This is a genomic window from Ruegeria sp. BF12 (genome assembly GCF_056538705.1).
The window spans coordinates 220,934-242,545 of sequence record NZ_JBQFTP010000001.1; the positions used below are offsets into that span (position 1 = coordinate 220,934).

General features: G+C 59.2%; 23 protein-coding genes. 14 read left to right on the plus strand and 9 right to left on the minus strand.

Features of this window, described 5'->3' with window-relative positions; genetic code table 11:
• Positions 1-99: 99 nt before the first annotated feature.
• From ACR0J0_RS01105 to ACR0J0_RS01115, 3 genes are all read right to left on the minus strand, one after another.
• Positions 100-981 carry a DMT family transporter gene (locus ACR0J0_RS01105; RefSeq protein WP_480660629.1) on the minus strand — a complete coding sequence of 294 codons (882 nt, stop codon included), beginning with the start codon at positions 979-981 and terminating at the stop codon, positions 100-102.
• Between the two features lie 136 nt (positions 982-1,117).
• On the minus strand, positions 1,118-1,531 hold the full coding sequence (locus tag ACR0J0_RS01110; protein WP_170556884.1) for a Fur family transcriptional regulator: 414 nt from the start codon (positions 1,529-1,531) through the stop codon (positions 1,118-1,120).
• A 71-nt stretch (positions 1,532-1,602) separates the two neighbouring features.
• Positions 1,603-2,307: an endonuclease/exonuclease/phosphatase family protein gene (locus ACR0J0_RS01115; protein ID WP_480660632.1), complete on the minus strand. Its 705-nt coding sequence runs from the start codon at positions 2,305-2,307 to the stop codon at positions 1,603-1,605.
• Between the two features lie 254 nt (positions 2,308-2,561).
• Between ACR0J0_RS01115 and ACR0J0_RS01120 the strand changes: the two genes are divergently transcribed.
• Positions 2,562-3,449 (plus strand): DMT family transporter, encoded by an 888-nt coding sequence (locus ACR0J0_RS01120; protein ID WP_480660634.1) that lies wholly within the window; start codon positions 2,562-2,564, stop codon positions 3,447-3,449.
• A gap of 106 nt (positions 3,450-3,555) precedes the next feature.
• A complete protein-coding gene (locus ACR0J0_RS01125) occupies positions 3,556-4,527 on the plus strand; it encodes a cation efflux transmembrane domain-containing protein (RefSeq protein WP_480660636.1) in 972 nt (323 codons plus the stop codon).
• A gap of 3 nt (positions 4,528-4,530) precedes the next feature.
• On the opposite strand, the gene ACR0J0_RS01130 is transcribed toward ACR0J0_RS01125, so the two are convergent.
• Positions 4,531-5,949 (minus strand): protein adenylyltransferase SelO, encoded by a 1,419-nt coding sequence (locus tag ACR0J0_RS01130; protein ID WP_480660638.1) that lies wholly within the window; start codon positions 5,947-5,949, stop codon positions 4,531-4,533.
• Between the two features lie 85 nt (positions 5,950-6,034).
• Here ACR0J0_RS01130 and ACR0J0_RS01135 point away from each other — a divergent pair, with 85 nt between their 5' ends.
• From ACR0J0_RS01135 to ACR0J0_RS01145, 3 genes are all read left to right on the plus strand, one after another.
• Positions 6,035-6,454 (plus strand): cupin domain-containing protein, encoded by a 420-nt coding sequence (locus tag ACR0J0_RS01135; RefSeq protein WP_480660640.1) that lies wholly within the window; start codon positions 6,035-6,037, stop codon positions 6,452-6,454.
• A 3-nt stretch (positions 6,455-6,457) separates the two neighbouring features.
• Complete coding sequence (locus ACR0J0_RS01140; RefSeq protein ID WP_480660642.1) at positions 6,458-7,348, plus strand: fatty acid desaturase; 891 nt, start codon at positions 6,458-6,460, stop codon at positions 7,346-7,348.
• A gap of 112 nt (positions 7,349-7,460) precedes the next feature.
• Positions 7,461-8,129, plus strand: a complete 669-nt coding sequence (locus tag ACR0J0_RS01145; RefSeq protein WP_480660644.1) for an HAD family hydrolase — start codon at positions 7,461-7,463, stop codon at positions 8,127-8,129.
• 50 nt (positions 8,130-8,179) lie between these two features.
• On the opposite strand, the gene ACR0J0_RS01150 is transcribed toward ACR0J0_RS01145, so the two are convergent.
• On the minus strand, positions 8,180-9,247 hold the full coding sequence (locus ACR0J0_RS01150; RefSeq protein ID WP_480661202.1) for an anhydro-N-acetylmuramic acid kinase: 1,068 nt from the start codon (positions 9,245-9,247) through the stop codon (positions 8,180-8,182).
• Positions 9,248-9,456: 209 nt separating this feature from the next.
• On the opposite strand from ACR0J0_RS01150, the gene ACR0J0_RS01155 reads away from it, so the two are divergent.
• The gene (locus tag ACR0J0_RS01155) at positions 9,457-10,722 is read left to right on the plus strand and encodes an MFS transporter (protein ID WP_480660646.1); all 1,266 of its coding nucleotides are present in this window, start codon (positions 9,457-9,459) and stop codon (positions 10,720-10,722) included.
• 90 nt (positions 10,723-10,812) lie between these two features.
• On the plus strand, positions 10,813-12,063 hold the full coding sequence (tyrS, locus tag ACR0J0_RS01160; protein ID WP_480660648.1) for a tyrosine--tRNA ligase: 1,251 nt from the start codon (positions 10,813-10,815) through the stop codon (positions 12,061-12,063).
• 80 nt (positions 12,064-12,143) lie between these two features.
• Here tyrS and ACR0J0_RS01165 read toward each other — a convergent pair whose 3' ends face one another.
• On the minus strand, positions 12,144-13,076 hold the full coding sequence (locus tag ACR0J0_RS01165; RefSeq protein WP_480660650.1) for a hypothetical protein: 933 nt from the start codon (positions 13,074-13,076) through the stop codon (positions 12,144-12,146).
• A gap of 498 nt (positions 13,077-13,574) precedes the next feature.
• Here ACR0J0_RS01165 and ACR0J0_RS01170 point away from each other — a divergent pair, with 498 nt between their 5' ends.
• Positions 13,575-14,330 (plus strand): 3-hydroxyacyl-CoA dehydrogenase, encoded by a 756-nt coding sequence (locus tag ACR0J0_RS01170; RefSeq protein WP_480660652.1) that lies wholly within the window; start codon positions 13,575-13,577, stop codon positions 14,328-14,330.
• A gap of 9 nt (positions 14,331-14,339) precedes the next feature.
• Positions 14,340-14,885: a sugar O-acetyltransferase gene (locus ACR0J0_RS01175; RefSeq protein WP_480660653.1), complete on the plus strand. Its 546-nt coding sequence runs from the start codon at positions 14,340-14,342 to the stop codon at positions 14,883-14,885.
• Here the strand turns inward: ACR0J0_RS01175 and ACR0J0_RS01180 are convergent.
• The 3 genes from ACR0J0_RS01180 to ACR0J0_RS01190 form a co-directional block, all read right to left on the minus strand.
• The gene (locus tag ACR0J0_RS01180; RefSeq protein WP_480660655.1) at positions 14,882-16,690 is read right to left on the minus strand and encodes an ABC-F family ATP-binding cassette domain-containing protein; all 1,809 of its coding nucleotides are present in this window, start codon (positions 16,688-16,690) and stop codon (positions 14,882-14,884) included. The genes ACR0J0_RS01175 and ACR0J0_RS01180 overlap by 4 nt on opposite strands.
• Before the next feature lie 68 nt (positions 16,691-16,758).
• Positions 16,759-17,493: a GNAT family N-acetyltransferase gene (locus ACR0J0_RS01185; RefSeq protein WP_480660657.1), complete on the minus strand. Its 735-nt coding sequence runs from the start codon at positions 17,491-17,493 to the stop codon at positions 16,759-16,761.
• Between the two features lie 98 nt (positions 17,494-17,591).
• Complete coding sequence (locus ACR0J0_RS01190) at positions 17,592-18,068, minus strand: outer membrane protein assembly factor BamE (RefSeq protein WP_480660659.1); 477 nt, start codon at positions 18,066-18,068, stop codon at positions 17,592-17,594.
• Between the two features lie 84 nt (positions 18,069-18,152).
• On the opposite strand from ACR0J0_RS01190, the gene ACR0J0_RS01195 reads away from it, so the two are divergent.
• The 5 genes from ACR0J0_RS01195 (at position 18,153) to ihfA (ending at position 21,606) form a co-directional block, all read left to right on the plus strand.
• Positions 18,153-18,689 carry a YceD family protein gene (locus tag ACR0J0_RS01195; protein ID WP_480660661.1) on the plus strand — a complete coding sequence of 179 codons (537 nt, stop codon included), beginning with the start codon at positions 18,153-18,155 and terminating at the stop codon, positions 18,687-18,689.
• 205 nt (positions 18,690-18,894) lie between these two features.
• Positions 18,895-19,101 carry a 50S ribosomal protein L32 gene (gene rpmF / locus ACR0J0_RS01200; protein ID WP_008756996.1) on the plus strand — a complete coding sequence of 69 codons (207 nt, stop codon included), beginning with the start codon at positions 18,895-18,897 and terminating at the stop codon, positions 19,099-19,101.
• 24 nt (positions 19,102-19,125) lie between these two features.
• A complete protein-coding gene (plsX, locus tag ACR0J0_RS01205; protein ID WP_480660663.1) occupies positions 19,126-20,214 on the plus strand; it encodes a phosphate acyltransferase PlsX in 1,089 nt (362 codons plus the stop codon).
• A gap of 21 nt (positions 20,215-20,235) precedes the next feature.
• A complete protein-coding gene (locus ACR0J0_RS01210) occupies positions 20,236-21,207 on the plus strand; it encodes a beta-ketoacyl-ACP synthase III (RefSeq protein WP_480660664.1) in 972 nt (323 codons plus the stop codon).
• Positions 21,208-21,303: 96 nt separating this feature from the next.
• Positions 21,304-21,606, plus strand: coding sequence for an integration host factor subunit alpha (gene ihfA, locus ACR0J0_RS01215; protein WP_008755922.1), 303 nt, complete (start codon positions 21,304-21,306; stop codon positions 21,604-21,606).
• The last annotated feature ends 6 nt before the right edge of the window (positions 21,607-21,612 follow it).

Here is a 21,612-nt window from a genome sequence, read left to right on the forward strand (position 1 = left end):
ACCGGGCCAAAAGTAAACCGGCAGCGTTACCGCTAACACACATATTCCCTGCACTTTAGGGCTAACAGTTTCCTGTTTGCGCCAACGTGCGACGATCCGTCAGGCCGCAACAGCCAATTCGCGCGCCAACCTGCGTTCACGGAGAAAGGTATACATGCCCGACCCGAGGATCAGAGCGGCCCCCGCCACAGTCATGAGGTCAGGGCGCTCACCAAACATCAGCATCCCGGCGGCAATCGAGAACACCAGACGGGTGTACCGGAACGGAGTCAGGGCCGAGGCCTCTCCGATCCGCATTGCCGTCACGATTCCGTAGTAGCCCAGAACGCCAAAACCGATTGCGCCCAGATACGGACCAAGCTGCGTGGTCTGAAGCGGAACAACGGGCTGAGCCGAAAAGACCATCAGAACCGCGCCCGCAACCGCCACCGCAATGTAAGCCTGCAAGGCGACAACGGATGAAGCCACGCGGACGTCCAGTTTGCGCGTGATCAGGTCACGTGAGGCAATCGCAACAACGGTGGCCACGACGAACAGCGACTCGGGCCGAAACCCTTCAAAACCGGGCCGAATAATCATCAGGACACCAATGAAGCCGACGCCAATGGCGCTCCACCGTCGCCAGCCAACGTGCTCACCAAGAAACAGCGCAGCCCCCATGGTCACGGCCAGCGGCATAGCCTGAAAGACAGCGGCGACCGTAGACAGCTCGACCAGAGACAGCGCGGTGACAAAGGTCAGCGCCCCCACCGCTTCGGCCCCTGCCCGGGCCAGTGGCAACGGCTGCCAGGCGATAGGGTCCAAGATGCGTTTGCGGGTCGCCAACGACATCACAACAAACACCAGTCCGCAGAACAGACCCAGCACGATCATGATCTGACCGGTCGATACACTGGTCGACAGGTGCTTGATGAACATGTCCTCAAGCGAAAAGGCCGCCATCGACCCTATGATCAGCAAAATGCCGTTAACGTTGTTCATGCGCGTGTCCGTTGGATTGGGCTGTTAAAATTTGCGCCCTTGATTCACCAAAACCGAAACATTCGCGACGCCGCAAGCGATATTGCGACATGATTTATGAATTGCCGTGCGGCAACCAATCGCGATTCGTGATGAATCAGTCCTGTTCCAGCGGAACGCCGTACAGTTCCAACCGATGCCCTTTCAGCTTATAGCCAAGCTTTGCAGCAATTTTTTCCTGCAGGGCCTCGATCTCGGGATCTACGAATTCGATCACCTCGCCCGATTGCATGTCGATCAGGTGGTCGTGGTGATCCCGCTCGGCGTCTTCATAGCGCGCGCGTCCGTCGCCGAATTCCAGCCGCTCGAGAATCCCCGCCTCTTCGAACAGCTTCACGGTGCGATAAACCGTGGCGATGGAAATGCCGGAGTCCACTTTCGAGGCCCGGGCATAAAGCTCCTCGACATCCGGATGATCTTCGCTTTGCTGCAACACCTGCGCAATCGTGCGGCGCTGACCCGTCATACGCAGACCTTTAGCTTCACAACGGGCGATGATCGTGTCGGACATGGTGACCCTCAGATTAGTTCGGGTTTCTGTCTTAATACGTCTGCGCCGCTGGCGCCACAGCCGAATTGCGCCTAACCCTCGCGGCGCAGATCGGCCCATATCGGCAGGTGGTCCGACGCGATATGCGCAGGCCGGGTGTTGTGCACCCCATGGAGAACCGCCTCAAGCCCTTCGCCCAGCGCAATGCGGTCAAGCGCCCCCAGTGGCTGTGCGGCAGGAAAGCTCGGGACCGGAGGCAAAAAGCGCATATCGGGCGCAAGATGGTCGAGCACGGGTTGCCGCGACCATTCGTTGAAGTCCCCGGCCCAGACGGTGGGCATCTGATCCAGATCCTCATCGCAGCGCCGGATATGGTGGATCTGCTGCCGCCGGGATGCGGGCAACAGCCCAAGATGCATCCCCATCACCCTTAGCGGCCCGATCTGGGTATCGAATTCAACCCGCACTGCGCCCCTGGGTTCCAGCCCCGGCAGGTCGTGATGTCCGGTCCGCCGAACACCGATTCTGTCCCCGCGCCAAATGACAGCGTTTCCGTGCCATCCCAGACTACCGGCACCACCCAGGTCGACGATCTTCCAACCGGCCTCGTCCAGCATGAAATGCGGCAACGCGGCAGGTCTGGGGGGCAGCCGCTTGTCGGCCTCTTGCAACACGACGATATCCGCTTGCATGCTTTCGATGACCTGCATGATGCGCTGGGGCTGACGGCGAAAGTCCAGCCCGACGCATTTCTGGATATTATAGCTTGCAATCCGCAGGGTTGAATCAGGCGACATGGGCTTCCGATCAAATCACTGATGCTTAAAGTGCCACGCTGGTGGCCGGGTGCAACCCCTCAGCCATAGTGGTGCGCAAGGAAACGTGTTTCGCCCCGCTTACTTCGCCGCAAAATTGGGCAACCAACACGGAACGCACCCAATCGCCACGGCGTTCCTTGATCAACAGCATCCGAATAGCCTATCCCGGCGACGAACAACGTCCCATAGGCGAAAAGCGCCAACAAGCGGCCCCCAGATCACCCGGAGAGCAAATGGTTTCCACCGAAGCAGCTACAAACAGCAGAACCTGGGCCAGCATTGTTCTGGTGGCCGGCGGGATGATGTGGGGCCTGTACTGGATACCCGTGCGGTTCTTCTATGATCTGGGTCTCTCCGGACCCTGGCCAGGGATAGCGATGTACAGTGCCGCACTTCTGGGGCTTGTTCCGTTCGTCTGGAAAGAGCGGCGGGCGCTGACCCTGCAATGGCGCGATCTGGTGTTCAGCGGGATGTTCACCGGCGCGGCATTCAGCCTCTATTCGATCAGCCTTGTCTACACGGACGTCGTGCGGTCGATCCTGTTGTTTTACCTCACCCCGATCTGGGGCACGATTCTGGGGCTGATCTTTTTGGATGAGCGTCTTTGGCTGGGACGCATAGCCGGCCTTGTCTGCGGAGTCGGAGGCCTTTTCGTGGTCCTCGGCGGTTCAAATTTTGTGCCCTGGCCTCAGAATATCGGCGACTGGCTGGCGCTGGCGTCCGGTATGTGCTGGGCGCTTGGCACGCTGGGCCTGTACCGGACCAGCACGATCTCTGCTTCGGGACAGGTCTTTGCCTTTGTGATGGGCGCGCTCATTCTGTCGCTTATCAGTTTGACAGTGCTTCCGGAACCGGCCCTGCCGAAACTCACCAAAGCGGATATCCTCTGGACCCTGCAATTCGTACTTTTGTCCGCCTTCTACACGTTGCCCATGGTTTTCATGACAATCTGGCCGGCAACCAAGTTGTCGCCTGCCCGTGTCGGCCTTTTGCTCATGAGCGAAGTCGTCGTCGGCCTAGCCTCGGCCGCAGCCTTTTCGGGCGAACCGTTCGGCCTGCGCGAGCTATTGGGCGCAGTCCTGATCGTCAGCGCCGCCGTGTTGGAAATCGTGCGGGACTAGCCCGCCGCCCTCGGCAACCAGCCGCCATGCCTGACGCAAGTGTTGGCCTATCCCATTCAAACGTTTATCTGTTTGGGCGTTTGATGCCATATCAGGACGTTACGAAATGACGACGCCCAGCGCGGACCGCAGAAAACAACTCGAAGGCCGATCGCTGATCGTGGCCATGGCCGGCAACCTCTTCATGGGCGCAGCAGGTATCCTTGCGGGCGTGTTGTCCAACTCCAACGCCATCATGATGGACGGCTTATTCTCGTTAGTCGGTTTTGGGTCGGCGTTTCTGGGACGGCGGATAAGCCTTCGCATCGATGCCGGCCCTGACAAGCGTCGGCCGTTCGGTTACGCGGCGGATGAGGCGATCTTTTCCACCTTCCGTTCCCTGTCCCTGTTAGGGCTGGTTCTGTTCGCAATCTCGAACGCGGCCAAGAACATCTACAGCTATTACAACGGTATGATGCCCGAGCCGCTGAATTTCGCCCCGATGTTCGTCTATTTTGCGTCGATTGGTCTGACCTGCTTTTTGCTCTGGGCGTTTCACTATTTCACTTGGCGGCAAACCGGAAAGACCAGCGCGATTCTGCGCCTTGAATCCAAGGCGGCGTTTTTCGACGGCATGTTCACCGCTGCAGCCGGCATTGGTCTGGGTGCAATCTACCTGTTTCGGGACGGGCCACTTGCAGCGATTGCGCCGATCGGTGACTCGATCATCGTTCTGTTTCTGTGTGTCCTCGCAATCGGATCATATGTGAAAGACTTTCGTGGCGGGTTGGGAGAACTTGCAAACGCCACAGCCAGCCCAGAGGTCCTGGCAGCAGCTCGTCGCGCCCTGCGCCCCGCCATTGCTGAAGACGGTGGTACGCTGCGGGACATGTCTGTGACCAAGCAAGGTCGGACGATTCTGATAACCGTCTATTATGATCCCCTTCGCCCCATTACTGCCGAAGAAATCGACACGCTGAACTGGCGCATGGTTCGGGATGCGCGCAAAGCAATCGACGAGGCAGACGTATACCTGATGATTTCGCAATACGCGCGTCGGTGGCCGGACGAAATCAATCCCTATCGGGACGACGCCTGACCCTCAGGTCCCACAGAACGTGGCGTGGACCACTTCGCTTTCGGTCGGCGGACGCGTCAGGTCGACCGCGTCCGGCTGATCCTCATAGGGTCGCGACAGTACCATGTTTAGTCTGTGGAACGGTTCACAATCGCCCTGAACAGCGGCCTGGATCATCTGTTCAACCCGGTGGTTACGCGGGATGAAGGCCGGATTTGCTGCGGTCATGACGGATGTCGGGTCCTGCTCGCGCTCTAAGCGAACCCGCCAGCCTTCAGACCAGCTGTCAAAAGCTGCCGGGTCGGTGAATTGATCGCGCGCTGCATCTCCGCCAAGCGCACGGAAGGTGTTGGTGAAATCGGATTGGTTCTGCGCCATGCGCGTCAGCAGGTCCGAGATCAGCTCAAGATCGCCCTCTTCCTCTGTCACCAGTCCGATCTTGGCGCGGAACCGCCGCAGCCAGTTTTCCTGCAACTTTCCGGGCATGGCGTGCACGATCTCAGTGGCTTCTTCTACGGCGGCTTCTTTGTCGTCCATCCGTTGGATCAGGGCCGTCGCAAACTGCGCCACATTCCAGACCGCAATGTCAGGCTGGTTGGAATAGGCATACCGCCCCATCCGATCAATTGAGCTGTAGACCGTGTTCGGGTGGTAGCTGTCCATGAACGCGCAGGGTCCATAGTCGATCGTCTCACCCGCAATCGAGCAATTGTCGGTGTTCATTACCCCATGAATGAAGCCAACGCTCATCCAGGCCGCGATCAGCCGTGATTGCGCGTCGACAACCTCGCGCAACAATCCCATTGGCCCTTCGGCGTTGGAGTAATGGCGCTGAATGGCGTAGTCAGTCAGACGTTTCAGACTGTCCAATTGACCCCTTGCCGCGAAAACCTGAAACGTGCCGACTCGCAGGTGACTTTGCGCCACGCGGGTCAGAACGGCACCGGGCATCGGCCCTTCACGCAGCACTATCTCTCCGGTCTCCACAGCCGCCAAGGCACGGGTCGTCGGGATGCCCAGCGAGTGCATCGCCTCGGACACCACATATTCGCGCAAGACCGGCCCCAGCCACGCACGCCCATCTCCCTGACGGCTAAACGGGGTCGGGCCTGAGCCTTTCAGCTGGATATCCCGGCGGATGCCATCCGTCCCTACCGTTTCCCCCAACAGAACCGCACGCCCATCCCCAAGCTGAGGGTTGTAGTTCCCGAACTGATGCCCCGAATAAAGTTGCGCTATCGGTTCTGCCCCTTCGGGCAGCGTATTCCCGGCAAAGGCTTCGGCCATCTCTTCCACGTCACCTGGCGTGACGTTCAGAATCCTGGCCAAACCGGAGTTGAACGCGATCAGTCGCGGCGCGCGTACGGGGATTGGCGCCTGCCGTGCATAAAAGCTGTTGGGAAGGCGGGCGTAGCTGTTGTCAAAGGGGATCGTCAGGGTCATGCGGCAAACATATTCCTTACATGCACGAATACCATAGCGGATCGCGCAATCCCGTGCATAATCACCCCGAATGACGAGAGACCCCATGACAGCACAACAGATCATCGACCACCTGAAACTGGAACAGCACCCCGAGGGCGGCTGGTTCCGCGAAACATGGCGCGCAGATAACAAGGGCCGGGCCACCGGCACGTGTATCTACTTCCTGCTGGCCGAGGGCGAGAGTAGCCACTGGCACCGCGTCGACGCAACTGAGATCTGGCTGTACCACGCGGGCGCGCCCCTGGTCCTGTCTCTCAGCGAAACGGACGAGGGTCCAGCCACCGACCATCTGCTGACCCCGAACCTGTCCGAGGGCGCACCGCAACTGATCGTACCCAAGAACCACTGGCAAGCGGCGCGCTCTACAGGAGAATACACGCTGGTCAGCTGCACCGTCTCACCCGGTTTTCAGTTCGAGGGGTTCGAACTCGCCGCGCCAGAGTTCGATATAGCAAGGGGCTGATCGATGGACCACCGCGCCCTCATAGCGTCGCTGCCACCCGAGGCCAAAGACAAAATGCAACAGCGCTCTGACACGGCTGGCCTGCGGCACCTGGGGGGCTACCTGACGCTATTGGCCCTGACCAGCACCGGCATTGCCCTGCACGTCCCTCTGTGGCCGTTGCTGATCCTGCCGCAAGGCGTGCTGTTGGTGTTTTTCTTCACGCTCAGCCACGAATGCACCCATAAGACTCCGTTCAAGACCGGTTGGCTGAACGATATGGTCGGGCATCTGGTATCCATTCCGATCGCCCTGCCCTTTACGTGGTTCCGGTACTTTCACCTTGCCCACCACAAATGGACGAACCACCCCGAAAAAGACCCCGAACTGGGCGGCAAGCCAAGACCCGATAACTGGTTAAGCCTGCTGATCTATCTGACCGGCTGGTATTACTGGAAAGGCATGGCAATCGTGCTGGTCCAGAACGCATTCGGCCAGATCGACGCGCCCTATCTGCCAACGCGCCAGCACAAAGCCATGCGGATCGAGTCGCGCGCCCTGTTGGCGATCTATACAACCGCCGCAGCGAGCCTTTTCTTCTCTCCACTGCTGTTCTGGGTCTGGATCTTACCCGCGCTGGTCGGACAACCCTTCCTGCGCCTGTATCTTCTGGCGGAACACGGGCTGTGCCCGCCAGTTGCCAACATGCTGGAGAACTCACGCACCACCTTCACTAACCGGTCCATTCGCTTTGTCGCGTGGAACATGCCTTACCACGCCGAACACCACGCCTTTCCGAATGTACCCTTCCATCAGTTGCCCGCATTGCATCACTGGACACGGGAACATCTGAGATCGACTTCGGACGGATACTCCGAGTTTGCAGGCGACTATGTGAGCACGTTACATCGTTAATTGCACGCCCACCTTGCCGCGGTTCAGCGAGGCTTGAAGCGGTGTTGCCATTTCAGTTGACCGAATTGCGGTAAAGCGCGAAAAACCCTCAGCTTTCTTTCATTGGACTCACATGACATTACCCCCAGTAATTTTTGATATGGACGGTCTTTTGTTGGACACCGAAAAAGTCTGTCTGGACAGCTTTATCGACACGAGGCGCGCGTTCGCCCTGTCTGACAGCCCTGAAACGTTCCTCAAATGCGTAGGATTGCGAGGGGACGAGCCGGACCGGATAATACGTGACAGCCTTGATGGCAAAGTTGGGTTTGACGCGTTCAACGACGAATGGGATCGACGCATCGACGCCACACTTGAGCAGCGCATTCCTGTTAAATACGGTGCCCTTGCCCTGGCCCGTATGCTTGCGGAAAAAGGGCATCTTCTGGCCGTTGCGACTTCGACGAATACCGGCAGAGCCCGATCACAATTGGAGGAATCCGGGCTGCTGAACTTCTTTAAGTTTGTGATCGGTGGAGACATGGTCGTGCGACACAAACCGGATCCAGAGGTCTATCACACAGCCGCTGAACGACTTGGGCATCCAGCAAAAGACTGCATTGCGTTCGAAGACAGTGAGATGGGAACGCGGGCCGCTCTCGCATCTGGTGCGCAAACCGTTCAGATCCCTGACTTGATCCAGCCCACCGAAGAACTGAGTTCCTTGGGACATCTCATTGCGCCGAATCTATTGAAAGGGGCGATTGCCGTCGGACTTATTGAAGCTCACGAAATCGCCTGACCAAAAAGTTTGTGGCGACTGGCAAAATAGAACTGTTGTGGATCTCAGCGCTATCGCATCTCCGCAACGGAACTGACAACCCCGCCCCCAACCAAAGCCTTCACTCCGGTGGTGCCCGGGCATGACGTCGGCAATCTGCGCGCGACGCGTGCTGCCAGATAGGCAAAGGCCTGCGCCTCGAGCATGTCACCGTCCAGACCTACGGCCTCGACCGGCTCGACCGGGCAGTCCAGGGCGACGCGCAGCATCTCCATTAATACCGGGTTGTGCCGTCCGCCTCCCGTGACCAGCAACCGTGATGGCGGTTTGGGGCAATACTCCATCCCCTGCACAACGCCAGCTGCACACATGCCGGTTAGCGTGGCCACGGCATCCGCATCGCTGAGTTCCTGCACAAGTCCAATCATTTCCGCAAAGTCGTTCCGGTCCAGCGATTTCGGCGGCATTCGTGTAAAATACGGCTCGGCAAGAAACAGCTCCAGCGCGCCCATCTCGACAGTGCCTCCGCGCGCGACGGCACCATCGCGGTCCATCGGCAGGCCCAGGCGCGCCTGCATCAGGTCATCGACCGGTGCATTTGCGGGACCCGTGTCAAACGCCAGCAACGCGCCGGGGGCTTCCGGGCCGTCGAAACTGGGGTCCACATAGGTCAGGTTGCCGACACCGCCGAGGTTCAGGAAACACAGCGGCCGGTCGGCTCCAATCCACTTGGCGCAGGCAAAGTGAAAGAACGGAGCCAACGGAGCCCCTTCGCCGCCCATGGCCACATCATCGCTGCGGAAATCCCAGACGACCGGCACACCCAAAGCCTGAGCCAGCCCCTCGCCGTCGCCAACCTGCAACGTCCCCCTTCCGCGCGGCTCGTGCGCAAGGGTTTGGCCGTGAACGCCGATCAGGTCAATCTCGTCGAATTCGGACAGCGCCTCGGCATGGGCAATCGTAACCAGTTCCGCCGCTGCATCCACGTCAGGTCCGTGCCATTGCCCCAACGCGGCACGCAGAACTGCGCGTTCTTCATCGGAATAGGCACGGTAACCGCTTGGCCCAAAACCAATAATCCGGTGCCCGTCCGTTTCCACGACTGCAGCATCTACCCCATCCATCGAGGTGCCGGACATCGCGCCCAAAACCCTGATCGCGCCTGTTTTCTTGATGGACCGCCCCAAGCTCGTCTCTCCTGCCGTGTCCTGTGTGTACCGCCATGGTTGAACGGTGCAGCCCGTTTAGCCTGCCCACTCACTTAAAGCCAAGGCAAGATGGTTCGCACGCGACGCGCGCTTTTTCCTGACAATTTGGTATAAGGAACACAAATTGGTTTTAGGTGCATATGGCGGACACGTACTCTCAGAAACAGCCATCGGAAGGCCGGAATTACTTCCTGATCTTCTGGTCCGGCGCATTGGCAACGATCGGCGGGCAGCTTATCAACCCGAATCTGGTGCTGCCATTTCTGTACCTGGCTTTGGGCGCACCCACGTTTTTCGCAGGATTGCTGCTGCCCTTCGTCACCGGTTCGCGCTTGATTGCCGAGATCTTTGTCTCACCTTTCGTAAACCGTGCAACCCGAGCCAAGCTTGCAGTCTATATACCGAACCTTTTGACGGCCATCGTACTGTCGGCAGTGGCGCTGTTTGCCACGAAACTGCCCAGCGTGATGATTGTACTGCTGTTTCTTACCACCGCCATCGTCATGGGGTTGTGCCAGGGTATCACCAGCCTGGGGACCAGTCAGATTTACGGCATGTCCGTCCCGGAGGCCAAACGCAATCGGATGGTGTTTGCACAGGCCACCATTTCGGGGGTGCTCGCCGTCATCATCGTTCTGGTCACGCGCGACCTGCTGGCCGGAGAACAGCCGATGCAGCGGCATATTGTGGTCTTGTGGTGCGGCGTGATTGCCATGTTCGCGGCGGGCGTTGCATTTGCCGGTGTGCGGCTGTTGGAAGAAGAACAGGCCCATGCGCCTGAGCCCAAGCAAAAGCCTAGGCCGCTTGCCGAGCTGGTGACCGGTTTCAAAACCGGCATGGCCTATAAGTGGTATCGCAAATTCCTGGCCGCCCGGCTGATTTTTGTCTCGGTCGAACTGGCGATGCCGTTCTACACGATCCATGCCGCAACGCTGCATATGGGGACCAAGCATTCCCTCAGCTATTTCGTTATTGGGGCCAGCCTCGGCATGGTAATCGGTTCGCTGCTGTGGGGATGGCTGAGCAGTCGCATATCGGTCAAACCGGTAATGTGGCTTGGCTGCATGATCGCCACCATCTCGGCCCTGCTGGCGCTGGGGTTCACATTTCTTGGCTATGCGCAGAACGTCTGGCTCTACGCGCTGGTCATTCTCCTGCTGTCGTTGGGCGGTAACGGCGTGATCTACGGACGCTACCTGTACCTCATTGACATGAGTGTTGAAAAAGAGCGCCCTTACCTTGTCGCGCTGGGGGATGTCAGCGCTGGCCTTGTCGGAATGGTCTTCGCTGCGATCCTTGGCGCGGTCGCACATTTGCATGATCCGGTCACGCCGATCATTGCCCTGGTGGTGCTGAATCTGATCGCGATGCTTTACGCCTTCCGTTTGCCACCGGTCAAAAGCTGAAACAGTCCGTGTTTTTCTTCGAAAAGGTGCCTTTTCCTTACCCCAAGCGCCGCCTATACAGTGCCCCGCAACATCAACCCGAGGCACGATATGACCTACCACCCCAAATCGGATTTCATCGCCACGATGATCGAGCGCGGCTTTCTCGCCGACTGCACCGATTATCAGGGCCTTGACGAAGCGCTGATCAGCGGGGTGCAAACAGCCTATATCGGGTATGACGCCACGGCGCAGTCGCTGCACGTCGGTCACTTGATGAACATCATGGTGCTGCGCTGGCTGCAAAAGACCGGCCACAAACCAATCACCCTGATGGGCGGCGGCACGACCAAGGTGGGCGATCCGTCATTCCGGTCGGACGAGCGCCCCTTGCTGGGGCCCGAGCAGATCGACGCGAATATCGCGGGCATGAAGCAGGTCTTCGCCAAGTACCTGTCCTATGACGACAGCGAGACCGGCGCGCTGATGCTGAACAACGCCGAATGGCTGGACAGCCTGAACTACCTCGATTTCCTGCGCGATATCGGGCGGCATTTCTCGGTCAACCGGATGCTGTCTTTCGAGTCGGTGAAATCGCGGTTGGATCGCGAACAATCGCTGAGCTTCCTCGAGTTCAACTACATGATCCTGCAGGCCTATGACTTCCTGGAGCTGAACCGCCGCTACAACTGCGTTCTGCAAATGGGCGGATCGGATCAGTGGGGCAACATCGTCAATGGTATCGACCTTACCCGCCGCGTTCTGGATCACGAGATTTATGGCCTGACCACCCCTCTTCTGACCACCAGCGACGGTCGCAAGATGGGCAAGTCGCAGGGCGGCGCGGTCTGGCTGAACGGCGATATGCTGTCGTCCTACGAGTTCTGGCAGTTCTGGCGCAACACGACCGACGCTGATGTGGGCCGATTCCTGAAGATCTTCACCGAACTGCCCGTCGAAGAATGCGACCGCCTAGCCGCGCTGCGGGGGTCCGAAATCAACGAGGCCAAAATCCGCCTCGCCAATGAGGTCACCACCCTGTTGCACGGGGCCGAGGCGGCTGCGACAGCTGAGGCGACCGCGCGCGAGGTATTCGAAAAAGGCGGTGTCGGAGGCGATCTGCCAACCCTGACCCTCAGCCCGGACGAGTTGGGTGATGGCATGTCCATCGTGCAGCTTATCGTGAAGTCGGGTCTGGCAAAGTCGGGCAAAGAGGCCAAGCGTCTGATCGCCGAGAACGGTGCCAAGCTGGACGATGCGCCGCTGACCGATGCCGGGCTGATGATCGACGCTGGCGCATTGTCGTCGCCGATCAAGCTGAGCGCAGGTAAGAAACGCCACGCTCTGGTTCAGCTGGGCTAGTCCGACTTGAGTTCTGAAAAACAAAGGCCACCCGACTGGGTGGCCTTTTTTCCTTTAATCGAGCGCCGCAAAGACAGATTCTAGCGCTCCTCTTTGCCGCCGCCGTTGCTGCCGCCATTGCCATGGCCGCCGCCGCCATTACCTTGGCCGTTGTTGCTGCCGCCATTTCCGGTGCCTGGGCCAGAGCCGCCATTATTTCCGCCGCCATTGCCGGGGTTACCGGCGTTGCCATTTCCGTTTCCAGGCCCGCCATTGTTGCCACCATTGCCGTGACCGCCACCATGGCCACCACCATTGCTGCCACCGTTGCCAGAGCCGCCGCCACCGTTACCAGAGCCGTTACCCTGGCCATTGTTGCCGCCGCCGTTGCCAGTGCCGGGTCCAGATCCGCCGTTGTTACCACCGCCGTTTCCGGGGTTACCACCGTTGCCATTCCCGTTGCCGGGTCCACCGTTGTTACCACCGTTGCCACCGCCGCCGCCGTTGTCGCCGCCACCACCGTTGTCACCGCCGCCACCGTTGTCACCGCCACCACCGTTGTCACCGCCGCCACCGTTGTCACCGCCGCCGCCGTTGTCGCCGCCTCCACCGTTGTCGCCGCCACCACCGTTGTCACCGCCGCCGCCGTTGTCGCCGCCACCACCGTTGTCACCGCCGCCGCCGTTGTCGCCGCCTCCACCGTTGTCACCGCCACCACCGTTGTCACCGCCGCCGCCGTTGTCGCCGCCTCCACCGTTGTCGCCGCCGCCGCCGTTGTCGCCGCCGCCGTTGTCGCCGCCACCACCGTTGTCACCGCCGCCGCCGTTGTCGCCGCCTCCACCGTTGTCGCCGCCACCACCGTTGTCACCGCCGCCGCCGTTACCTGGGCCGCCATTCCCTGCATTGCCGTCACCACCAGAACCAGATTCACCGCCTGCGTTCGAGCTCCCGCTGCTGGCCTGATCCCCGTCCCGATCTTCACTGCCTCGTGCGACCGTTGCGCCGATAGATCCGGTGGCAAATTCCGTCAACAATGCGGCCAATCCCGGGCATTGTTCACCAGTTATCGCAAGTGTTGATTCGAAGTCGGTCCGCTTTTGCAACCGTTTCAGAAAGCTTGGCGTCACGTGCGTGCAATCGCAAAGGGTCTGAAAGTCCCCGCTATTGGCTGCAATTCGCGCGGTCCTTCCATCACATACCTCCGGCGCCGCTTGCGCGGAGGTTACCATCAAAGCTGCTATGAACGGCGAGGCTACCAACGCGGAAACATTGGATTTCAGCTTATTTCGCATCACTTAACTCCTTGCGCCTTAACACCCAGGTGCGTCAGGGTTCTCGGTTACTCAGTGGAAGCCGCAGATGAAGCGCAGGTAAGCACCCGCTGAAGATGCGTTAATGTGGGCTCGCCACCACTCGTTAAAACAAACACGACACTAGTTGTGACGGTCCTTGCTGCTGAATATACAACATCTATCCGCACCGCCAAATGAAAAGCGGCGAAAACGTGTCAAAATTTTGGAGAGGCTGCCTCAATGCTACTATCAAACTCATCCGCAATCATCACCGGTGGCGCGTCGGGATTGGGTGAAGCCACCGCCCGCTATTTTGCCGAGCACGGGGCGCAGATTACGATTCTGGATCGTGACGCGGATCGTGGCAACACAATTGCGGACGAGATTGGCGGATTCTTCGCTCAAACGGACGTAACGGATGAGGCCTCGGTTGCAGCGGCAATCACTCATGCAATGGACAAGATGGGCCGTATCACCGCCACAGTGAACTGCGCCGGGATTGCCTACGGGATCAAGACCGTGGGCAAGGAAGGCCCCCACCCTTTGGACGCCTTTCAACGCACCATCGACATCAACCTGGTTGGCACGTTCAACGTCTCGCGCCTGGCCGCTGCCGAGATGGCAAAGAACGAACCTGAACCGGACGGCGCGCGCGGCGTGATCATCAACACTGCCTCAATCGCGGCCTTCGACGGGCAAAAGGGGCAGTCGGCCTATGCGGCTTCAAAAGGTGGGGTTGTCGGTATGACCCTGCCCATGGCGCGCGATCTGGCCTCGACCGGTATTCGCGTAATGACCATTGCACCCGGGATATTCATGACCCCAATGCTCGCCGGCTTGCCTGAAGAGGTCCAGCAGCAACTGGCTGCGGATGTGCCCAACCCGGCCCGGCTTGGCGACCCGCGGGAATACGGGCGGCTGGCCGGGTTCATCGTCGAGATGGGCTATCTGAACGGCGAGGTCATCCGCATCGACGGCGCCCTGCGCATGCGCTAAGCCTTTCCCATGACCGAGTGGGAGAAGATGCAGTCCGGGCAGTGGTATTGCTGCCTGGATTCACACCTTGAAGGCTTGCGTGCGCGTGCCCGCCGTGCAGTACATGCGCATAACACCTGTCCTCCGGATGACCGTGGTGCGATTGCACCAAAATTGCAGGCGTTGTTCGCCGATATTGGGCCGGATTGCTATCTCGAGGCTCCGTTTCATTGCGCCTACGGTCTGAACATCCGCCTCGGCGCACGGGTTTATTTCAATGCAGGTTGCGTCGTTCTGGACACGGCCCCTGTTCGAATCGGAGACGGCACAATGTTCGGGCCCAACGTCCAGATCTTTTGCGCCCAGCACGCCAAAGACCCGGTCGAACGCGCGCAGGGGCTGGAAATCGGTCTGCCCGTGACCATTGGCCGAAACGTCTGGGTCGGTGGAGGAGCCATCCTGATGCCGGGCGTCACAATCGGCGACAACGCCATCATCGGCGCAGGCAGCGTGGTAACTAAAGACGTCGCAGCCGGAGAAACCGTCGTCGGCAATCCAGCCCGGCCGATGGCCTAAGCGCCCTCGGCCTTTTCTTCGAGCGTTAGCCACTCTTCCTCGGCCGCTGCCAGCTTTTCCTGCCGCTCGACCAGAGCCTCGGTTGCTTTCTGGAACTTGACCGGCTCCCGCGTGAACAATTCGGGGTCAGACATAAGCTCTTCAAGCTTGCCGATCTCGGCCTCCAGACGTGCAATTTCGGCAGGCAGTTTTTCAAGCCGGTGTTTTTCCGAGAATGACAGGCCGGACTTTTGTTGCGCTTCCTGCTTTTGCTTCGGCTTGGAAGGTTTTGTTTTTTCGATCTTCTTCTCGAACACGTCGCCCCGCTGCGCGATGTAGTCCGACCAACCGCCCGCATAGACCGTGGCGCGACCGTTGCCTTCCATTGCGATGGTCGTGGTGGCAACCCGGTCCAGAAAGTCGCGGTCGTGGCTGACCAGAAGAACGGTACCGTCATAGTCGTCCAGCAACTCCTGCAACAGGTCCAGCGTTTCGACATCCAGATCGTTGGTCGGTTCATCCAGCACCAGCAAGTTCGAGGACTTGGCCATCAGTTTGGCCAGCAGCAACCTTGCTTTTTCACCACCTGACAGCGACTTAACGGCCGCTCTGGCCTGCCGTTCGTCGAACAGGAACTCTTTGAGGTAGCCGACCACGTGTTTGGGTTGGCCGCCGACCATGACCTGATCGGCCTTGCCCGAAACCCGCATTTCGGGATCGCCGGTCAGGCTGTCCCACAGGCTCATCTCCGGATCCAGCTGTGCGCGGGTCTGGTCGAACACCGCAATCTCGAGGTTCGTGCCAAGCGACACCGTTCCCTCGTCCGGTTCCTCTTGCCCAAGCAACATTTTCAACAGAGTCGTCTTGCCCACGCCATTGGGGCCCACAAAGGCCACCCGGTCACCACGCTGCACCAACAGGTCGAAATTTCGAACGATCTGTTGTGTACCAAAAGACTTTGACAAGCCCTTGGCTTCAATCACTTTTCGACCGGATTTCGGGCCAGCCTCCAGCGCCATGGCAGCCGATCCCTGACGCTTGATCTGTGCCGCCTTTTCGGCCCGCAAGGCCTGCAGCGCGCGTACCCGGCCCTGGTTCCGCTTGCGTCGCGCACTGATGCCTTCGACGGCCCATTTCGCCTCGGATTTGATCAGACGATTCAACTTGTGCCGCTGCTGATCTTCTTCTTCCCAGACCTTGTCGCGCCATGTCTCGAAGGCCTCAAAACCCTGCTCCTGCCGCCGCACCATGCCGCGATCGATCCACAGGGTCGCGCGGGTCAAAGCACGTAGGAACGCGCGATCGTGCGAAATCAGGACATAGGCCGCGCGGGTCGAGCCCAACTCGCGTTCCAGCCAGGCGATTGCCTCAATGTCCAGATGGTTGGTCGGTTCGTCCAACAGCATCAGATCGGGCGCTTCGGCCATCAGTTTGGCTAATGCCGCCCGGCGACGCTCACCACCCGAAGCGGTCTCAACAGCCCGAGCCGGATCGAACTTCAGACCCTCGCCAGCGCGCTCGACCTTATACAGCTCACCAGGCTCCAACCCGCTGGAGGCGTAATCTCCCAGCGTGGCAAACCCTTCCATTCCAGGGTCCTGTTCCATGTAACCGACCGACTTCCCGGGGGGAATCACGATGTCACCCTGATCCGGTTCCACCAGCCCGGCCATCACTTTCATCAGGGTCGACTTGCCCGACCCGTTACGGCCGACCAAGGCCACGCGGTCGCCCGGCTGAACCACCAGGTCCAACCCTGAAAACACTGGATCGCCCCCGAACGTCAGGGAAATGCCAGACATCTGTAACAAAGGAATTCTCGCCATGCCCGCCAGCTAAACCGGTGGGCACAAAGCGTCAACGCCCCTGCTTCACCTTTTCAAAAATACTCAAACTAGCGCACCACCGCCCGCAGCAACCGTTTGCGTGCCGGGGGAATCGCTCCAATCTCAAGTCCGGTGAAAACGTGAAGCGTGTTCATGTGCCGATCCACAACCGCATGATCGCTGACCCAGCCACCCATCATCAAATAGGTGCGCAATAAGGGTGGCATTCGCAGCATGGCCTTTTTCGCATCGGGGCTGCGGCGCAAACGGGCGGCAAACTTAAAAACGTCAGGTGCCTTGACGCGCGGCAACCAACGCTTGGGCGCTAGATGCCGGTGTTTCAGCATGGCAAACGCATCCAGATACTCGGCGGTTTCCGTCCCCGCGAAGGATGAGCAGCCGAACAGCATCTGGACATCGTTCTGGTCCACGTAGGTGGTCATCGCCCCCCAGGCGACCCGCAGGATGTCAGGGTCAGTCCAATTGGGATGGATGCAGAACCGGCCCATCTCGACCATACGGCCATCGAAGTCTTTGAGTGCGGACAGATCGTAGAACCGGGCCGAGTAGCTACGTTCAACCTCGGCCCCATGGTCCAGGGTCAGCATCCGGAAACAGCAAACCAATTGCCCACCGGCGCGCGAATCTTCGACCAGTATATGGGCGCAGACCGGGTCAAAGTCGTCCTGATCGATCTGATCCGTACCGAAGGCCAGAGTCCGCAGCTGCTGCGCCTCCGCCACGTCCTGCGGGGACTGCGCCAAACGTGCCCGGTACCTGCCCTTGCCAAGCAATAGTGCCATGGTCGCATCCTCCGCGGTTGCTGACCTGATTCCTGTTGCAGTGGTTCTACCACAGAACGTGTGACTGCCCTGTGACCATGACAAGATGCGGTTGACCCTTAATTCGTCGCCCCAGGAATATTTGCCGGGTTGAAGTTTCCGATGTTACCCAACAACTGACGCAGGAAGCCACGGTTTTGGACGCTGGATTCCGTTACTCGACGGTCCAGAACAACGACGTACCCGTCTTCCAGGCCAAATCGTTCGATGTTCCGCACAACGCCACGCTGGTCAAAACTGATCGCGACCAACTCTCGCGAAACAACCTCGGGCCGTTTCGGACCGTAGTGCCGAACGCGTGAACGAACATAGTAGAAGCCCGAATCCTTCACCAAACCGGATGAACTGGGTGCTCCGATCGTCTCGACAACACTGTCGCGCGTATCGACGCCCACTTTTATCTCGGCCAATTGCTCGGCTGGCGGGACATATCCGTGATTCTTGAAGATTGGCGAGCACGCCCCAGCCGCAACCAAACACGCCGCAAAGACAAGCGTTTTGGACGCTGGTTTCAACCTGTTCACAACCTTCAACATTTACATCCTCTTGCCTTGGGACCGTGCGGACCCTATCCGATTACAGAAACCGCAGCCCCGGTTCAACACAGGAAAGGGTCACGAATGAGCAACAACACATCTCTGCGGGTGGCCGACCTGCCCCAAAACGCGCCAACACCGTTTGATCTGCGCCCCGATACAAAGGGGCTGGACGCAATAAAAGCTGAACTGGGGCTGTTGGGGCTGCGCAAACTCAGCTTTGTGGGTGACGTAAGGGCACAAGGCAAACGTGACTGGGTTTTGACCGGAAAACTGGGTGCCACGGTGATTCAGCCCTGCGTGGTGACGCTCGAACCTGTGACCACGCGCATCGATGTCCCCGTGTCACGCGTCTATCTCGCTGATTGGGAAGACCCAGACGAGCCCGAGTTCGAAATCCCCGAAGATGATGAGACTGAACCGCTGGGGCCGGAAATCGACCCGGCATCGGTCATGGTCGAGGCGTTGTCGCTGGCCCTGCCCCAGTATCCGCGCAAGGATGATGCCGAACTGGAACAGGCCGATTATACCGAACCGGGTAAACAGGCGATGACGGACGAAGATGCAAAGCCGTTTGCGGGACTGGCGAATTTGCGCGACGCCCTGAAAAAAGACGAGTGACATAGGTCTGTTTTCCTGTCATAGCAGGCCTCCAGAAAAATCGCTTGAACATGTCGAGAATCGCAGTATTTTCGCGCGCTCATCGGAATTTGGGTTGGACAACGTGGGGCTCGTACCCTAAACGCGCGTCAAACCACGAAAAAACGAAGAATGAAACCCGGCCAGCAGCGAATCTGCTGACCCTTAATAGACAAAGGTTGAGACCATGGCTGTCCAACAGAACAAAGTTTCCAAGTCGCGCCGCAACAACCGCCGCGCACATGACGCTCTGGTTGCTGCAAACCCGAACGAATGCCCCAACTGTGGTGAGCTGAAGCGCCCGCACCACGTGTGCGCGTCGTGCGGCCACTATGATGACCGTGAAGTCGTCGCTCAGGCCGACGAAATCGACCTGGACGAAGACGCGGCCTAAGTCTTTTTAAGCGCAGGCTAAGGCATGACGGAACAGCCCACGCAGGCCGGACGGATTACCATCTCGGTTGACGCTATGGGCGGAGACTCGGGGCCCGCTACTGTGGTGGCGGGCATTGTCAAATCGGCAAACAAAAACCCCGATATCGCGTTCGTCCTGCACGGGCCCGAGCAAGTGCTGCGCAAACTTGTCGCCAAACGGCGTGTCCTGCAGGGACGCGTCGTTTTTCGTGATTGCCCCGACGTGGTCACGATGGAGGACAAGCCCAGTCAAGTCGTGCGCAACGGCAAGCAGACCTCGATGTGGTCGGCCTTGGAGTCGGTGCGTCAGGGCGAGGCGCACGGGGCGGTTTCATGCGGCAATACCGGCGCTTTGATGGCGCTGTCGATGATGCGGCTACGCAAATTGCCGGGCGTGAACCGTCCGGCGATTGCGATTCTGTGGCCGTCGCGCAACCCGCATGGCTTCAACGTGATGCTGGATGTGGGGGCGGATGTTCGCGCTGACGCGAAAGATTTACTACAGTACGCCCTGATGGGCGCGTCTTATGCCCGCAACGGCATGGCCCTGGACCGGCCCCGTATCGGATTGCTGAATGTCGGCACCGAAGAACACAAGGGCCGGGCCGAGTTGAAAGAAGCGCATGCAATGATCGCGGACTTCGCGGATCAGGCAAATTTCGATTTTGTCGGCTTCGTGGAAGGCAGCGACATTCCGGGTGACAAGGCGGATGTCATTGTTACCGATGGCTTTACCGGCAACGTGGCGATCAAAACCGGTGAAGGCACCGCAAGCCTGATCGGAGACCTTTTGCGCGAAGCGTTCAAGTACTCGCCCCTTTCGCGTCTCGCTTCGGTTCTGGCGATCACCTCGCTGAACCGTCTCAAAAAACGTATCGACCCACGCCGTGTGAATGGCGGGGTTTTCCTTGGCCTCAATGGGACTGTGGTCAAATCGCATGGTGGCGCGGACGCCACCGGAGTTTCGGCGGCCGTCAAACTGGCCTTTACCCTGGCTCAGTCAGGATTCGCCGAAAAATTGGCGGCACGGGTTGCATCGACAGCCGAGCTTGCACAAGATGCCGCGCACGTACCGCCAAAGGCGGGCGAATAACAATAAAGGCAGTAACCCAAAATGGCAGGCCGTTCAGTTGTTGTAGGTGTCGGACACTATTTGCCGGAGCGCATCGTTCCGAATGCCGAATTTGAAAAGACGCTCGATACGTCGGATGAGTGGATCAAAACCCGCTCGGGAATCGAACGCCGCCACTTTGCCGCCGAGGACGAAACCACATCGGATTTGGCGACCAAAGCCGCCGAGGCTGCTTTGGCCGATGCCAGCCTGAAGGCCGAGGACATCGATGCCATTATCGTAGCGACCTCGACGGCCGACCTGACCTTCCCATCTGCGGCGACCATGGTTCAGGCACGGCTGGGCATGACCCACGGGTTTGCGTTCGACGTGCAAGCTGTCTGCGCAGGCTTTGTTTTTGCCCTGAGCAACGCAAACGCGATGATCCTTTCTGGTCAGGCCAAACGTGTGCTGGTTATCGGTGCCGAGACATTCTCGCGCATCATGGATTGGACCGACCGCTCGACCTGTGTGTTGTTCGGTGACGGTGCTGGCGCGCTGGTGCTGGAGTTGCAGGAAGGCGAAGGAACCGCGCAGGATCGCGGTATTCTTGCGACCGACCTGAATTCCGACGGGCGTTATAAGGACCTGCTGTATGTCGACGGCGGCGTATCGACCCAATCGACTGGTCATCTGCGGATGCAGGGCAACCAGGTCTTCCGCCACGCGGTCGAGAAACTGGCCAAAACCGCTGAAACCGCACTTGGCCGCGCCGGGCTGGACAGCTCTGACGTGGATTGGATCGTGCCGCATCAAGCCAATATCCGCATCATTCAGGGCACCGCCAAGAAAATGGGCCTGCCGATGGATAACGTCGTGGTGACGGTTCAGGATCACGGTAATACCTCGGCCGCATCGATTCCCCTCGCCCTGTCCGTGGGCAAACAGCGGGGGCAGATTAAGTCCGGAGACCTGATCGTGACCGAGGCAATTGGCGGCGGTCTGGCCTGGGGCGCTGTGGTTCTGCGCTGGTAACCGGCGCAAAACGGCTTACACAGCCGCTCGCAATTCATTGATATTGACAGCGAATTTCCCGTCACCATATTCTTTGATATCAACAGGGGAATTGGCATGGGCGATAAAACACTGACCCGAATGGATCTGAGCGAGGCCGTCTTCCGTGAGGTTGGCCTTTCACGCAATGAAAGCGCACAGCTTGTCGAAAGCGTCTTGAACCACATGTCGGACGCGCTGGTGCGCGGCGAACAGGTCAAGATTTCATCCTTTGGCACTTTCAGCGTTCGGGACAAAACGGCCCGCATTGGTCGCAACCCCAAAACCGGCGAAGAGGTTCCGATTCAGCCTCGCCGCGTACTGACGTTCCGCCCGTCGCACCTGATGAAGGATCGCGTCGCCGCAGGGAATCGCAAGTAAGTTCGG